The organism is Mesorhizobium waimense (assembly GCF_003601975.1).
GTDB lineage: Bacteria > Pseudomonadota > Alphaproteobacteria > Rhizobiales > Rhizobiaceae > Mesorhizobium > Mesorhizobium waimense.
This window is the reverse complement of record NZ_QZWZ01000012.1, coordinates 20,411-36,304: the sequence shown is the minus strand read 5'-3', so window position 1 is coordinate 36,304 and position 15,894 is coordinate 20,411. Positions and strand designations below refer to the sequence as shown.

General features: G+C 62.4%; 12 protein-coding genes. 3 read left to right on the top strand and 9 right to left on the bottom strand.

Annotation, left to right across the window (positions count from 1 at the left end; genetic code table 11):
- Together D3227_RS16650 and D3227_RS41605 are read right to left on the bottom strand one after the other, a co-directional pair.
- Positions 1 to 1,077, bottom strand: a complete 1,077-nt coding sequence (locus tag D3227_RS16650; protein WP_147377613.1) for a class I SAM-dependent methyltransferase — start codon at positions 1,075 to 1,077, stop codon at positions 1 to 3.
- Between the two features lie 213 nt (positions 1,078 to 1,290).
- A complete protein-coding gene (locus D3227_RS41605) occupies positions 1,291 to 1,440 on the bottom strand; it encodes a hypothetical protein (protein WP_167480724.1) in 150 nt (49 codons plus the stop codon).
- Between the two features lie 270 nt (positions 1,441 to 1,710).
- Between D3227_RS41605 and D3227_RS16645 the strand changes: the two genes are divergently transcribed.
- Both D3227_RS16645 and D3227_RS16640 read left to right on the top strand, forming a co-directional pair.
- Positions 1,711 to 2,484 carry an NAD kinase gene (locus D3227_RS16645; protein ID WP_120015192.1) on the top strand — a complete coding sequence of 258 codons (774 nt, stop codon included), beginning with the start codon at positions 1,711 to 1,713 and terminating at the stop codon, positions 2,482 to 2,484.
- 192 nt (positions 2,485 to 2,676) lie between these two features.
- On the top strand, positions 2,677 to 4,254 hold the full coding sequence (locus D3227_RS16640; RefSeq protein ID WP_167480728.1) for a DEAD/DEAH box helicase: 1,578 nt from the start codon (positions 2,677 to 2,679) through the stop codon (positions 4,252 to 4,254).
- Between the two features lie 90 nt (positions 4,255 to 4,344).
- Here D3227_RS16640 and D3227_RS16635 read toward each other — a convergent pair whose 3' ends face one another.
- From D3227_RS16635 to D3227_RS16605, 7 genes are all read right to left on the bottom strand, one after another.
- Positions 4,345 to 4,995, bottom strand: coding sequence for a YiaD family glycine zipper/OmpA-like lipoprotein (locus D3227_RS16635; RefSeq protein WP_120015341.1), 651 nt, complete (start codon positions 4,993 to 4,995; stop codon positions 4,345 to 4,347).
- Between the two features lie 160 nt (positions 4,996 to 5,155).
- Positions 5,156 to 5,524, bottom strand: coding sequence for a GFA family protein (locus D3227_RS16630; protein WP_120015190.1), 369 nt, complete (start codon positions 5,522 to 5,524; stop codon positions 5,156 to 5,158).
- 150 nt (positions 5,525 to 5,674) lie between these two features.
- Positions 5,675 to 6,052, bottom strand: a complete 378-nt coding sequence (locus tag D3227_RS16625) for a hypothetical protein (RefSeq protein WP_120015189.1) — start codon at positions 6,050 to 6,052, stop codon at positions 5,675 to 5,677.
- Between the two features lie 376 nt (positions 6,053 to 6,428).
- Positions 6,429 to 6,839 carry a GFA family protein gene (locus D3227_RS16620; protein WP_245451778.1) on the bottom strand — a complete coding sequence of 137 codons (411 nt, stop codon included), beginning with the start codon at positions 6,837 to 6,839 and terminating at the stop codon, positions 6,429 to 6,431.
- 185 nt (positions 6,840 to 7,024) lie between these two features.
- Positions 7,025 to 8,156, bottom strand: a protein-coding gene (gene prfB, locus D3227_RS16615; protein ID WP_120015187.1) for a peptide chain release factor 2 whose coding sequence is annotated in 2 segments (ribosomal slippage) — positions 7,025 to 8,089 and positions 8,091 to 8,156 — 1,131 coding nt in all. Because the reading frame shifts where the segments join, the coding sequence is not laid out codon by codon here.
- 123 nt (positions 8,157 to 8,279) lie between these two features.
- The gene (locus D3227_RS16610) at positions 8,280 to 10,736 is read right to left on the bottom strand and encodes a penicillin-binding protein 1A (protein WP_120015186.1); all 2,457 of its coding nucleotides are present in this window, start codon (positions 10,734 to 10,736) and stop codon (positions 8,280 to 8,282) included.
- Positions 10,737 to 10,950: 214 nt separating this feature from the next.
- Entirely contained in the window at positions 10,951 to 12,210 is a 1,260-nt protein-coding gene (locus tag D3227_RS16605) for an N-acetylmuramoyl-L-alanine amidase (protein ID WP_120015185.1), read from the bottom strand.
- A gap of 650 nt (positions 12,211 to 12,860) precedes the next feature.
- On the opposite strand from D3227_RS16605, the gene D3227_RS16600 reads away from it, so the two are divergent.
- A complete protein-coding gene (locus D3227_RS16600; RefSeq protein ID WP_120015184.1) occupies positions 12,861 to 15,791 on the top strand; it encodes an Rne/Rng family ribonuclease in 2,931 nt (976 codons plus the stop codon).
- Positions 15,792 to 15,894: the final 103 nt, after the last annotated feature.

Here is a 15,894-nt window from a genome sequence, read left to right as displayed (position 1 = left end):
CTATCCCCCGATAAGTCTCTTCAAATACTTCAAAGGCTTGATGGATTTCCGACGCGTAAGGCGGTCATGCTGCCTTCTTACCGTCATCAATTGGTTCTTGTAACGCTGTACCGCCTCCTGAACGCCGGCCAATTGCGTCCTCGTATCTCCTCCAGCCGAAGGATTTGACCTGAGCTCAAATTCCGAATCTTGGAAGGCAACGCGAACTGACAGCAAATCTGCCACCTGGGTAACTGTCGACCGGTAGGCATCGAACAGGGACCGGTCCTCGACAAGCTTTTTGAGGTAAGGGTCCGTCAGGCTGTTGGCCCCGACAAAGAGCACACCTAAGCCGTGCGAGTGAATAAATTCCAACGAAGGAAATCTTGGTTTCAGTTCCTCCCAGAGGCGCCAGACACCAAAGCCCCGATCGCGTCCGGCGGTGTCATGAAACAGGATTACTCCTCTATCGCTCATGACCGGCAGCCAGTTTTCGTAATCGTGTTTGACCCCCTCATATGTATGCAGTCCGTCAATATGAAGCATATCCACGGGCCTCTCGGTAAACTTCTCTCTCGCCTGATCGAACGTTGACCGAAGCAAATGGACGCCATCGAAACATCCGTCTACGAACGCCAGAAGGTCGGCGTATATTTGGTCGCCTTCATAATCGCCGGCATGGGCGTCACCTTGCCAGGTGTCCACTCCCCATAGTTCTGTTTTAAGATCATAGGTTTGCGCGGCAGTGGCGGCAGCAATCAGACTGGCACCATAGTGGACACCAAGGTCAACGTAGCTGGAAGGCTTCAAATTTTTGAATAGTACGAACAAGAAGGGAATATGGCCTTGCCATGCCGTAGCCGGCAGCTTTCGAGGCAGCGAAAAGAGAGGGGTTATGTATCTCTCTTGCACCGTGATGGGTTCGAGGGAACGGGGGTGGATATCGTCAAGCTTTTCTGCCTTGGGCTCAGATCTACGCTGCATCAAATTGAGATCCCCTATTGCCGCCGTGGAGAAACGCTCGCTGAAATCACAGTCGATCGTTCGCTGACTGGTCTTAGCGACCTTTTTGCGTACTACAACCCACGTGGCTCCCATAGCCTCTGCCAACGGCAGCCAGCAAGAGGACGGCACGCAGATAACGATCGGAAGCGATAACGCTGGGCGAGCTCATCGGCCAGCGGATCGACCAATTTCACAAATCAGAAATGGCGCAGCAAAATTCTGCCCTGGGAGTGAGAACGACGGACAAATCGAGACTGCCCATCGCTTCCTTCGTCTCCGGCGCCAATGATCACCGGATTTGCGAACCTACAGCGCCTTTTGCGGACAGGGCGTGCCAACTGCATCGCCGCAGCGCGAGGCGGCGGGCTGAGGCCGGATGCTCATTTCTTCGGACTGGCGCACCAGTTCGGAAAACACGAGCGCGAAGCTTCCCAGCATCAGGAAGACGATGATCATTCGGGTCACCGGCAATAGACAGGTCTCGACTTGCTGGCCCCCACGCCGCCCATCCACTGCCGGCTAACATGAACGATCCGGCTTTACGAGAGCTTAAGTCCCGTCTTAACCATCACATTCCCTTGTTCCGCGACACGAAGCGCGAGCGGTGATCTCCCGGTGCCGCATCGAGGCCCGGCCTCCCTTTGCAGATGCGGGTGGCCCATGCTACCCCGGCGCAGGCGCGGCCCGGCAAACCGGTCGCCGCCAATCGGTCGTCATCGGGGAACCATGAGCAAAGCCGCCAGCCGTCTCGCCTTCGTTTCCTCCGACACAGCCGACGCCAAGGCGGCGCTGGAAAACCTGTCGGCTCGCTATGGCCAGTCTTCAGTCGAAGACGCCGAGATTGTCGTGGCACTCGGCGGCGACGGCTTCCTGCTGCAGACCCTGCGCGACACGATGAGCACGGGAAAGAAAGTCTACGGCATGAACCGTGGCACCATCGGCTTCCTGATGAACGAGTACCGCGCTGGCGGCCTCGTCGAGCGCATCGCGGCGGCCGTCGCCGAAACGATCCGTCCGCTGGAGATGCTGGCGCTCACCCATGCGGGCGAAACGGTTTCGGCTCTCGCCATCAACGAGGTTGCCCTGTGGCGGCAATCCTACCAGACGGCCAAAATCCGCATCACCGTCGACGAGCAGGTTCGGCTGGAGGAATTGAACTGCGACGGCGTCATGATCGCCACGCCCGCCGGCTCGACCGCCTACAATCTGTCCGCGCACGGGCCGATCCTGCCGCTCGACGCGCCGCTTCTGGCGCTGACCCCGGTCAGCCCGTTCCGCCCGCGTCGCTGGCGTGGCGCGCTGCTCTCCAACAAGGCGACGGTTCGCTTCGACATTCTGGAGCCCGAAAAGCGGCCGGTGAACGCCGCCGCCGACCATACCGAGGTGAAGGCAGTGGCGTCGGTCACGGTGCGGGAATCGCCGACGGCGACAGCAACATTGCTGTTTGATCCCAATCATTCGTGGAACGAGCGCATCCTGGCGGAGCAGTTCCGCTATTGAGCCGGCGCAACGATGGCGACCTCGATTAAGCATCGCGATTAAGGTTACAACTTCACAATCGTAGCATTCCCGCCCGTTTCTGTTGACAAATCGCGGGCTTGCGCCTAATCGCATTACCAATCTTGCAGGCGCGCAGCGCTTGCCGCGACGGATGCCGTTGCGCTTCCCCGAACCAGCCAAAGACAGCAAGACTTGTCCTCAGACACCCAGACCGCTCAAGAAGCGTTGACTTTTTCGGACCTCGGCCTGTCGCCGAAGGTCCTTTCCGCAGTCACCGATGCCGGCTACACGCAGCCGACTCCGATCCAGGCCGGCGCTATCCCGCATGCCTTGCTCGGCAAGGATATTTTGGGCATCGCCCAGACAGGCACCGGCAAGACGGCATCCTTCGTGTTGCCGATGCTGACCCGCCTCGAAAAAGGCCGCGCCCGCGCCCGCATGCCGCGCACGTTGATCCTCGAACCGACGCGCGAACTCGCCGCGCAGGTGGAGGAGAATTTCATCAGATACGGCAAGAACCACAAGCTCAACATCGCGCTCTTGATCGGCGGCGTCTCCTTCGACGAACAGGACAAGAAGCTGGAGCGCGGCGCCGACGTGCTGATCGCGACGCCCGGCCGTCTGCTCGACCATCGCGAGCGCGGCAAGCTCTTGCTCAACGGCGTCGAGATCCTCGTCATCGACGAGGCCGACCGCATGCTCGACATGGGCTTCATCCCCGACATCGAGCGCATTTGCGAGATGATCCCGTTCACCCGGCAGACGCTGTTCTTCTCGGCGACGATGCCGCCTGAGATCACCAAGCTCACCGAAAAATTCCTACATGCGCCGGTGCGAGTCGAGGTTTCCAAGGCAGCCTCAACCGCCACCAGCATTATCCAGCGCCTGGTGAAGTCCGGCTCAAAGCCCTGGGACAAGCGCGAGACGTTGCGCAATTTGATGAAGGCCGAAGACGCCGAACTGAAGAACGCCATCATCTTCTGCAACCGCAAGGTCGAGGTGTCGGAACTGTTCCGCTCGCTGTTGAAGTATGATTTCGACGCCGGCGCCCTCCATGGCGACATGGACCAGCGGGCCCGCATGCAGATGTTGGCCAATTTCCGTGACGGCAAGCTGCGCTACCTCGTCGCTTCGGACGTCGCCGCGCGCGGCCTCGACATTCCCGACGTCAGCCACGTCTTCAACTACGACGTGCCGATCCATGCCGAGGACTATGTCCACCGTATCGGCCGCACCGGCCGCGCCGGGCGCTCGGGCAAATCCTTCACCATCGCCACCAAGTCGGACACCAAATACATCGACGCCATCGAACGGCTGATCGGCAACAAGATCGAGTGGCATGACGGCGACCTGTCGACAGTCGTCGCCAGCGAGGGCGAGGACGAAGCACCCCGCCGTGGCCGTGGCGCGCCACGCCGCGCTGGCCGCAAGGACGAAGACCGCAAGGACAAGGGCGAACGCAAACCACGCGAGCGCCATGCCAAGCCCAGCGAAGCAGCGCCACCAGAAGCGGCGCACGATGAACAGCCAGTCGCGGCCGAGGCTACGGTCGCCGACATCGGCGAGCGGCGCGCGCGCAAGGAAGCGATCCGTTCGGAAAACACCGAGCGCAAGGCCGACCGAAACGAGAGCCGCACGCCGGAACGTGGCGATTCGAGGCCGCAGCGCGACACCAACCGCCCTGCCCGCCACCGCCAGGAAGACAATGACGCCACCGTCGGCTTCGGCGACGACATGCCGGCCTTCATGCGGATCGTCGCCAAGGTCTGATCGTCCACGTTCGATCCCAGCCAACGGTACCAGCACGACAAACAAAAACGGCCCCTTGCGGGGCCGTTTTCATGTTCAAAATCGCTCTGCTCAAGTGAGCGGCGAGAGCTGGATCTCGACGCGCCGGTTCTGGGCGCGGCCGGCCGTTGTCGCGTTGGACGCGATCGGGCGGGTCTTGCCGAAGCCGGTGACGGCGAAACGGCGCGAATCGACGCCCTGCCCGGACAGATAGTTGGCGACCGCCAGCGCGCGGCGCTGCGACAGATCGAAATTGTGTTCGTCGCCACCGGTGGAATCGGTGTGGCCGAACACGTCGACCGTGGTCTGGCGGAACTTGTTCAGCACCAGCGCCACCGAATTCAGCACCTGATAGAAGCCCGGCTTCACGGCATCCTGGTCGACGTTGAAGGTGATGTCGGACGGCATGTTGAGGATGATCTGGTCACCGGTGCGGGTGACGCTGACGCCGGTGCCCTGGAGCTGGCGGCGCAGCTCCGCCTCGTTCTGGTCCATGGTGGCGCCGACGGCGCCGCCGGCAAGCGCGCCGATGCCGGCACCGATCAGCGCGTTGCGGCGGTCATTGCCGCCGGCAAGCAGGCCGATGCCCGCACCGGCCAGCGCGCCAAGGCCGGCGCCGGCTGCCGTGTTGGAGACCTTCTGCTCCCCGGTGTACGGATCGGTTGTGGTGCAAGCGCTCACGAGCACAGCCGTCGCCACGACGACGAGCACAGTCTTTCTCATAGGATCGTCCCTCTTCAAACCGCAGCCGTTGCAGCCGCGCATACAAGCCCTTCGCCCGGACTTGTAACATGAAATACGGCGAAAAGCGGAACGGGGAAAGCGCCGGCCAAGGCTTTTCCAGGCGCGATTGCGCGCCGCCGCGCAAGCTGTTCGAGACCGTTTACCAGAGGTTCCTGCCGTCGATGACGACCACCTCGACCTTGTCGAGGTCGAACTCGTCAAACAGGCGCGAATTCACACTGATCTTCGGATTGTCGAAATCCGGCTCGCCGCTCGACCAGTCCGGCGTCTCGGTGAAGGTGCCGCAACCGCAAATTGCGCAAAACCCGTGCTTTATGGTTTTCGATCCCCAGCGGTAGAACGAGACGTTTTCAGGCAGGCTGGTGAGCTTGAATTGCGAGGGAACATAGTAGGCCCAGAGCGAGCCGCGCTTGGAGCAGAAGGAGCATGTGCATTGCGTTACGGTCTCAGGCGCTTGCGAAACCTCGAATGTCGTAGCTTTGCAGTGGCAGCTTCCCTTGATGATCATGAACGAGTTCCTCTCCGTTGCCCGCCGTCCCCGCGAAGGCAACATAAAGAAGCGTTCCTGACAACCGCCTGTCGGCAGGCTTGCACTACCTGCCGCACCCAAGCCAAACCCAAAGGCACGTCCTCGCGCCGATCCGGGGCGCGACTTACATCAGTAAGAGCGTGGCGGCACGAACAGGCAGATCGTCTTGCCGGCGTCGAGCCCAGCCTGGTGCGCACACCAGTGGAAATCGCCGTCAGGACTGTCCTTGACGCGCTTGTCGCTCATGGGAACAACCTCGCCCGTGCCGGCGATCACGTAGCCCTCGGGCCTTTCCAACACTTCGCCCGAATGCGTGGTACGGCAATCGTAGTTCGCACAGCAGGCGAACGGATAGCTCCAGCCTTGCGGCAGCGCCGCGGTGGGCTTGGCATCGTGCGCGAAAGCAGGCGCCGTCAGCACTGCGATCGCGCCGGTCGCGAACAGGGAACACAGAAGTCGGCCAGCCGGTTGAACGGCAGCGGCCGATCGAATTGTGGCAGCAGACATGGAAATGTTCCTTTCAAACGAGCCCCAAGCGTTTCGCTTGCCCGTTCCCAGAACGTGTCTTCCCAGTGGCCGGATCGTCAGGTCGCAGATATGCCGCGTCCGGCCATAAATGCTTTTGGTCCCTCAGCCCGAATGCTGGGCTGATTCCTTGGTCGGCGCAAGGAATTGCTGAGCGCACAGTGCCGCAGCCCAGCGCCGACATCTGCCATCCGAAATGGTGCGCCGGCTTGGTTAACGAGCGGTTAACGCGACCTGCGGCCAGCACTCAACGAAATACGCAGCCGCTGGTTCCACTACGCGCCGGCCGTCGCGAAGCTATCCGCCTGCGGAGACCGAGCTATCCGCCTCGGAAGCCTAGCTATCCGTTTGCGGATGCTTAGGTCACATGCCCCTTATACTGCGGCAGGTCGTCGGTGACTGTGAACCATTTCGCCTTGGAACCGACGAAGATGTGGGCCGTCGGGCGGATGCTCGGATCGTCCACCAGAGTTCCCATGGCGACATGGACGTAAGCGCCTTCGCGCACCACCGAATAGAGCAGCGAGCCGCAGTGCCCGCAATGTGCATCGTGGCCGCTCTCCTCGCCGAAGATCAGCAGCCTGTCGTCGCCTGTTGTCAGGCGGAACTTCTCGCGCTCGATGCCGGCGAAAGGCTTGAAGGCCGAGCCCGTGGTACGCCGGCAGTTCGAGCAATGGCAGTTCGCGGCATAGACGAACTCATCCGCCACCTCGTAGCGAACGGCGCCGCAAAAGCATTTTCCGACAAGCTTACGGCTCGGCTTCGTCACCGGCTCCTCCTCTCTCCAACTTGATCTCGATCGCGCCCAGGGCGTGTTGAGATTCAGGTCAGGCCGAGTCGAGAACGGTGGATTCCGAGAACCGGAACGGAGCGTACTTTTGGGTACTTGAGTACCGGAAGCGCAGGAACCCATCGTTCGCAGGCCCGCATCACCTGAATCTCAGCATGCCCTACCTAATCCAGGTCCGCCACCGCTTCGCCCGCCCCGCCCTCGATGCGCTGGGACAGCGAAGCTTCCATGAAATCGTCGAGATCGCCGTCGAGCACGCTCGACGGGCTGGTGCTCTCGACGCCGGTGCGCAGATCCTTCACCAGTTGGTAGGGCTGCAGCACATAGGAGCGGATCTGGTGGCCCCAGCCGATGTCGCTCTTCGACGCCTCCGTGGCATTAGCCACCGCTTCGCGCTTCTTCAGCTCTTCCTCGTAGAGGCGCGAGCGCAGCATCTCCCAGGCCTTGGCCTTGTTCTTGTGCTGCGAGCGCTCCGCCTGGCAGGCCACCGCGATGCCGGTAGCGATATGGGTGATGCGAACCGCGGAATCGGTCGTGTTGACGTGCTGGCCGCCCGAGCCGGACGAACGATAGGTGTCGATGCGGACATCGGATTCCGAAACATCGATCTCGATCGTGTCGTCGATGACCGGATAGACCCAGACGCTGGCGAAGGAGGTGTGGCGGCGCGCATTGCTGTCGTAGGGCGAAATGCGCACCAGGCGGTGGACGCCGGATTCCGTCTTCATCCAGCCATAGGCGTTGTGGCCTTTGATCAGCAGCGTGGCGGATTTGATGCCGGCCTCTTCGCCGTCGTGCACTTCCAGCACTTCGACCTTGAAGCGGCGCCGTTCCGCCCAGCGCGTGTACATGCGCAGGAGCATCGAGGCCCAGTCCTGGCTCTCGGTGCCGCCGGCGCCGGCATGGATTTCGAGATAGGTGTCGTTGGCGTCCGCCTCGCCCGACAGCAGCGTCTCGACCTGGCGGGCCTTCGCCTCGCCTTGCATCGAGCGCAATGACGCTTCGGCCTCGGCGATGACGCCCTCGTCGCCCTCTTCCTCGCCAAGCTCGATCAGCCCGATATTGTCTTCCAGCGCCTGGGTCAGTCCCTTGACCGCCGCGATGCCTTCCTCGAGGCCCTGACGCTCCCGCATCAGCTTCTGTGCTTCCAGCGGCTCGTTCCAGAGGCTGGAATCTTCGGCCCGCACATTCAGGTACTCAAGCCGCTTTATGGCTTGGTCCCAGTCAAAGATGCCTCCTCAGCAGGGTTATCGCCTGCCTGATCTCGTCGACAATGTTCTGCGTTTCCGCGCGCATGCTGGCTGTTCGATCCTGTTGCTGAAAATGGCTTTAGTCGGCGCGATACATAGGGACGGCACCGACGCCTGTAAAGGAAAATGGGCTGGCTCGAACGCCAGCCCGCTTCGATGTCAAAATCGTTCAGTAAAGGCCGCCGCCGCCCGACTGGATGGCCTGCGTGGCTTGCGGCGACAGCGCGCCGCCGGCGCCGTTGGAACCGTCGGCACCCATGCCGATCACCCAATAGCTGTCGGCCGGACCAGTGCCGGGCTTGAAGGCTTCGATGATGGTGCCCGCTTCGCCTTCACCTGCCTTCATGCCGGTCTTGCGGTTGATGGCGATCAGCTTCATGCCATCCGGTACCTGGAAGTCGACATTGGGTGTGCCGTCCAGCGCCACGCGCATGAAGTCCTTGAAGATCGGCGCCGCCAGACCGCCACCGGTCGCGCCTTTGCCAAGGCCGCGCGGCGTGTCGTAGCCCATATAGAGGCCGACAACGAGGTTCGGCGTATAGCCGATGAACCAGGCGTCCTTCTCGTCGTTCGTCGTGCCGGTCTTGCCGGCGATATGACGGCCAAGCTCAGCGATGGTGGCGCCGGTGCCGCGCTGCACGACGCCTTCCATCATCGAGGTGATCTGATAGGCGGTCATTGGATCGAGCACCTGCTCGGCATTGTCGACCAGTTCCGGCTCGGGCTGGTTCTTCCATTCGTTGGCGTTGCAGCCTTCGCAGCCGCGCTCATCCTGCTTGAACACGGTCTTGCCGTAGCGGTCCTGGATGCGGTCGATGAGCGAGGGTTTGATCGACTTGCCGCCATTGGCCATGATCGAATAGGCCGACACCATGCGCATCACCGTCGTCTCGCCGGAGCCCAGCGCCATCGGCAGATACGCCGCCAGATGATCATAAACACCGAAGCGCTCGGCATATTCCACGACCAGTTTCATGCCCATGTCGTTGGCGAGCCGCACCGTCATCAGGTTGCGCGATTTTTCGATGCCGGAACGCAAGGTCGCCGGACCGGCCGCGGTGCCGTCATAGTTCTTCGGCGTCCATGTCGTGTTGCCGCTCTGGATGGTGATCGGACCGTCCATGATCACCGAGGCCGGCGTGTAACCATTGTCGAGCGCCGCCGAATAGACGATCGGCTTGAATGAAGAGCCCGGCTGGCGCATCGCCTGGGTGGCCCGGTTGAATTCAGACTGCGCATAGGAGAAGCCGCCGACCATTGCCAGCACTCGGCCGGTGTGCGGATCCATGGCGACCAGGCCGCCTTCCACTTCCGGAACCTGGCGCAGGCTGTAGGCGCTGTCGGATCCTTCGTTCTTTTGCACGTAAATGACGTCGCCGGGCTTGAGCACGTCGGCCGGTGACTTGGCCTTGACGGTCTTGCCGTCGACCACATGGCGCATGGCAAAGCCCATGTCGTCCTTGCTGACCGTGCCTTCGACGCGTTCCTTGACGATGTCGCCGGAAACCTGGCGCGCCGGTTGCATGCCGATGGTGAGGCCGGTCTCGGAACTGTCGAGCACGACGGCCAAAGACCATTCCGGCACGTCTTCCAGCCCCTTGACGTTACCGAGCGGCACGCCCCAGTCGCCGGAGACGTCGATATTCTTCACCGGCCCGCGATAGCCGCGCAGCGTATCGTACTTCAGCAACCCGTTCTGCATTGCCTTGCGGGCGATGAGCTGGATCTTCGGATCGAGCGTCGTGCGGACGGACAGGCCGCCTTCGTAGAGCGCATTCTCGCCATAGCGGGAGATGATCTGGCGGCGCACTTCCTCGGTGAAATACTCGCCGGCGAACAGATAGGTGCCGTTGCGGCGCGGCGTGACGCCGAGCGGCTCGGCCTTGGCCTTGTCGCCCTCTTCGCGCGTCACGTAGCCGTTCTCGACCATCTGGTCGATGACCCAGTTGCGGCGCTCGAGCGCGCGGTCGGCATGTTTGAAGGGATGGTAGTTGTTGGGACCCTTCGGCAGCGAGGCCAGATAGGCCGCTTCCGCAACCGTCAGCTCATTCACCGATTTGTCGAAATAGGTGAGTGCGGCACCGGCAACGCCATAGGCGCCAAAACCGAAAAAGATCTCGTTGAGATAGAGTTCGAGAATGCGGTCTTTCGAATAGGCCTGCTCGATGCGGAAGGCCAGGATCATCTCCTTGATCTTGCGCTCGTAGGTCTGGTCCGAGGTGAGCAGGAAGTTCTTCGCCACCTGCTGGGTGATCGTCGAGGCACCGACCTGGCGCCTGCCCGAGCCGGCATTCTGCAAGTTGACGATGATCGCGCGGCCGAGGCCGGTCACGTCGATACCCGGATGGTTGTAGAAATTCTTGTCCTCGGCCGACAGGAAAGCCGCCTTGACGCGATCCGGAACCGCCTGGATCGGCAGATAGAGGCGCCGTTCGCGTGCATATTCGGCCATCAGCGATCCGTCGGACGCATGGATGCGCGTCGTCACCGGCGGCTCGTATTTGGCCAGCACTTCGTAGTCGGGCAGGTCCTTCGACAGATGGCCGATATAGATCGCCACGCCCGCCGCCACCAGAAGGGCCAGCGTCGTGCCGATGCCAAAGAAATAGCCGATGAGACGAATCATGCCCGCTCCAGTCCGTGGTCCGGGAATTTCCTAAACGAAGCCGCCTTCCGCGCAAGCTTCCGGGATGGTCCCAATCCGCAATGGAAAACCCATGTCGCCATCATGTGGACAAAATACGGCAACGCTGGGACTTCGGCTTCCCGTGCGGGAAATAATAGCGCTGGGTGTTGTCGTCGTGCAACGCTGCCTCTGGTTGCAGGCGGCAGCGGTCATATCAGCCCCCGGCTCCCGTCCCCATCTTGGCCGAGGCGAACAATGCGACGGCGTTGGTAATGCTCTGCGCTGCCTTGCTGCGCCAGTCGGCATCCAGCAGTTGCGCCTCGTCCTTCGCGTTCGACAGATAGCCGAGTTCGACCAGCACCGAAGGCACGTCGGGCGCCTTCAGCACCTTGAAGCCGGCTGAACGCTGCGGATTGTTGATGAGGCCGACACTGGTCGAGAGCTGGCCGACGAGCGTGTGGGCAAAGCTCATCGAGAAGTTGTGCGTCTCGCGGCGGATCAGGTCGATCAGGATGTCGGTGACTTCCTTGTTGTCGTCCTTGATCTCCATGCCGGCAAACTGGTCGGAGAGGTTTTCACGATCGGCCAGCGCCTGCGCCTCTGGGTCGGAGGCCTTGTCCGACACGGTGTATACGGTAGCACCGCGAATGCCCTTGACGCTGATCGTGTCGGCATGGATCGAGATCAGCAGGTCGGCCTCGTGCTGGCGGGCGATGCGCACCCGGTCGTCCAGCCGCAGGAATTCGTCCTTGTCGCGCGTCATGAACACGTCGTAGCTGCCGACCGCAGCGAGCCTTTCGCGCAATTCGGTGGCGAAAGCCAGCGTGACGGTCTTTTCGATGGTGCCGTGGAGGCCCTCGGCGCCGCCGTCGATGCCGCCATGGCCGGGATCGATGACGACCGTGAAGCGGTGGCCCGGATTGGAGATCGGCCCAGTGCCGACCCTGGAGCCCTTGTCGGTCGAAACCGTCGAACCGGTGGTCAGCGCCTGGTTGGCTAAAGCGGCGTCGAACTCCCGCGCCGAGGCCGCCGACATGTCGATGGCGATTCGGTAGCCCTTGCCGTCGTCGTTCTTGAGCACGTCGAGCTTGTCGACCGAAAACGGCCCCTTGCCGGTGAGGATCAGCCGCGATCCCTGGCCGAGATCGCCGTAGCGCACGGCCTTGACCAGGCCGCGGGCCTTCACGTCCCTGGCATTGATGGCGAACCTGGTGCGCGGCAGATCGACGACCAGGCGATTGGGACCGCGTAGCAGGAACCATTTGATGTCGGGCTCGCGGTCGAAATTCATGACGATGCGCATCTTGGTGGCATCGCCCGCCATCTTGTAGCCGGTGGCGCCGAGCGGCGCCTCAGTGGCATGGGAAACGGCAGAGAAAGCAAGGAAAGCCGCCATCAGCAAAAGGGCGCAGACGGAATGCAGCAAAGGCCCCGCAGCGCCGTGACCCTTGTTTGCTGTGCCTGCCAGTCCCATTTCTTTCCAGTCGCTCCCGGTTTGGCGCCAGGCGCCGGGTCGTTTCGTCGAAGTGCCGGTTAGGCTGCGGACTCGATTAACGATTGGTATCCAGAGAAGGTTAACCAAGCCTTTGCGGACAAGGAATTGGAGCCTGTGCTTCCCCAAGGGAACCGCTTTTTGCCGGCATCCTAAATCGGGGTTGCCTTCCATGCCGCCAAATCATAAAAGCGATGGTGGATCACTGCAATCCTGGAACCGCTTCCTCCGCAGCTTCCTGCTACAGGTCAGATGAAAAGCGGCTCCTTTCGCTTCCAGCGAAAAGGCTTCAGGTGATCGCGATGAATTTCGCAGGTGCGCGCCCGTGGCGGGGGAAACGCCTGCGTGAGGAAAACGGCCGGGTTTGTCCCGCGCCGGCTCTGTATGAGCAAACAAGCTGGTCCGGTCTTTCCGGGCTTTGGTTCAAAAAGTTCTGCTGGTGACGATGGCTTCAAGCGCAATCATGGAAAGGTCCGCATCAAACCGCGCCATTATGGCTGCGGGCGGCACCGCCATGGCGCTCAAGCGGCGGCCGGCGGACGTTCAATTATCCGGCACCCACACTCCAGACACGCAGCAGCAGGCCTTGCCTCGCAAGCTGCGGCTGACGGCTGCCGGGGGGAAACGAAATAATGCCCAACAAAATGCTGATAGACGCCTCCCACCCGGAGGAAACACGCGTTGTCGTCGTTCGCGGTAACCGTATCGAAGAATTCGACTTTGAATCACAGGACAAGAAGCAGCTCAAAGGAAACATCTATCTCGCCCGCGTAACGCGCGTCGAACCCTCCCTTCAGGCAGCCTTCGTCGAATACGGCGGCAACCGTCACGGTTTCCTTGCCTTCAGTGAAATACACCCCGACTACTACCAGATCCCGGTCGCCGATCGTCAGGCCCTGCTGCGCGCCGAAGCGCAGGAAGCCCAGGACGAAGAGGACGAGGACAATGAAGGCGAAGACCGCCAGAGCCGCGATCGCGGCCGACGCGGACGCCGGCGCGGCGGCAAAGGCCGCGAGCGCGGTGAACCCAAGCGCGACGCCGGTGCTGCCGATTCCGATGACAGTGGCGAACATGGCGACACGGTCGGCGATGCAATTGCCGAAGACGCCGCTGACGAAGCCCTTTCCACGCCTGAAAATGCCGACACCTCGCCGGAAACGGCCGGGCACGACGACGAAGCCGCCGATCACGGCGATAGCGAAGTGTCCGAAGACACTTCCGGAAGCGGCCCAACATCGATCGCCGCAAGTGTCGAAGCCGATGTGATTTCCGAAGCTGCCCCGCAGCCGGAAACGACCTCCTCTGACGCAACTGGCGAAGCCTCGTCCAGCGACAACGATCGTGGCATGCTGGAAGAGGTGCAGTCCTCGCATCCAGACGATCACGAAGTCGAATCGGTCGGCGCCGAGGATGCGCTGGAAGAAGTGCGCAACCGCCGCAAGCCGGTGCGCCGCCAGTACAAGATCCAGGAAGTCATCAAGCGCCGCCAGATTCTGCTGGTGCAGGTCGTCAAGGAAGAGCGCGGCAACAAGGGCGCGGCTCTCACCACCTATCTGTCGCTTGCCGGCCGCTATTCGGTGCTGATGCCCAATACGGCGCGCGGCGGCGGCATTTCGCGCAAGATCACCAACGCGCAGGACCGCAAGCGGCTGAAGGAAGTCGTCGCCGATCTCGAAGTGCCGCAAGGCATGGGCGTCATCCTGCGCACGGCCGGCGAGAGCCGCACCAAGGCCGAGATCAAGCGCGACTACGAATATCTGATGCGGCTGTGGGAAAACGTCCGCAATCTGACGCTGCAGTCCACGGCCCCTGCCCTGGTCTACGAGGAAGGCAGCCTGATCAAGCGCTCGGTGCGCGACCTCTACAACAAGGACATCGACGAGATCCTGGTCTCCGGCGAGGAAGGTTATCGCGAGGCCAAGGACTTCATGCGCATGCTGATGCCGAGCCACGCCAAGGTGGTCCAGCCGTTCCGCGACACGACGCCGATCTTCGTACGCAACGGCATCGAGGCGCAGCTCGACCGCATGCTGCAGCCGCAGGTAACACTGAAGAGCGGCGGCTACATCATCATCAACCAGACCGAAGCGCTGGTTGCCATCGACGTCAATTCGGGCCGCTCCACCAAGGAGCACTCGATCGAGGACACGGCACTTCACACCAATCTTGAAGCGGCCGAGGAAGTCGCCCGCCAACTCAGGCTGCGCGACCTGGCCGGCCTGATCGTCATCGACTTCATCGACATGGAGGAGAACCGCAACAACCGCTCCGTCGAGAAGCGTCTGAAGGATCACCTCAAGAACGACCGCGCCCGCATCCAGGTCGGCCGCATCTCGCATTTCGGCCTGATGGAGATGTCGCGCCAGCGCATCCGCGCCAGCGTGCTGGAATCGACCATGAAGCCCTGCTCGCATTGCGGCGGCACCGGCCATGTCCGCTCCGATTCCTCGGTGGCGCTGATGGTGGTTCGGGCGATCGAGGAGTTCCTGCTCAAGGATTCGCGCAGCCACATCACGGTGCGGACCCCGGCGGCGACCGCGCTCTACGTGCTCAACCACAAGCGTGGCACGCTGGTCGAGCTCGAAAGCCGCTTCGGCCTGACCATCACGATCGAAGCTGACGACGCGGTCGGCGCGCAGCATTATGCGATCTTCCGCGGCGCACTGGCCGAAAAGCCGGAGGGCTTCGTCGAAGTGCGTACCCTGCCGACCTATGTCGAGCCGGAGGAGCCCGAAGACGAAATCGTCGTCGAGGAGGAGGACGAGGTTTCGGTCCAGGCGGAGCAGCCGCGCCAACCCCAGCAGCAACAGCCGAGATCAGTCGAGGACGGCGAAGGCCGCGACCGCAAGCGCCGCAAGCGCCGCAGACGGCGTGGCGGCAAGGATCGCGATCGCGAACACGGTGATCGCGAGCACGGCGCTCCCGCGGAAGGTGCAATCGTCTCGGCGCCGGCGGATACCGACGCCGCTGTCGCAGCGGATGAAACGACCTCCGAGGGCGGCGAAGCGCCGGTCGGCGCCGTCGCAGTGGACGCATCGGACGACGGTCAGGGCAAGAAGCGTCGGCGCGGCAAGCGCGGCGGCAAGCGCAATCGCCGCGAGGACGGCGAGGACGGAGCCGAGGCGGGCGAGACCGCCGATGGCGTCGAAGCCGATGTGCCGGCAAGCGAAGCCGCGGCAATCGAGTCCGTGGCCGAGACTGTCGCGGCGGTAGCGGCGGAGGAGCTTCCCTCTGCCGCCAATGACGACGTGCCGAGCGCCGAGAAGCCGAAGAAGAAGCGCGCATCAAGGTCCAAGAAGGCAGCAGCAGAGGTTACCGCCGAGACGGTAGCCGAGGAACCTGCCGAGGATGCTGCACCGGCCGAGGCGGCGACGCCTGCGCCTGTACCGGGCGCCCCGGCTGCCGAGGAGGAAACGCCTGCCAACGCCCGCCCGACCCGGCGCAAGCCCGTCGCGATCGATGCCCCGGTGGTGCCGGTGGTCTCGTCGACCGTCGCCGAAGAGGCAAAGGTCGAGGAAAAGCCGAAGCGCGCTGGCTGGTGGCAACGGAAAGGCTTTTTCTAAGCTTTTCAGCCGATTAAGATAGGCTTCTGACAAAATCCCGCGCCGTTCAGAGACGGCGCGGGATTTTTTTGCCAATGCCGCCGCGGCGTAAGGACTTGCTGAG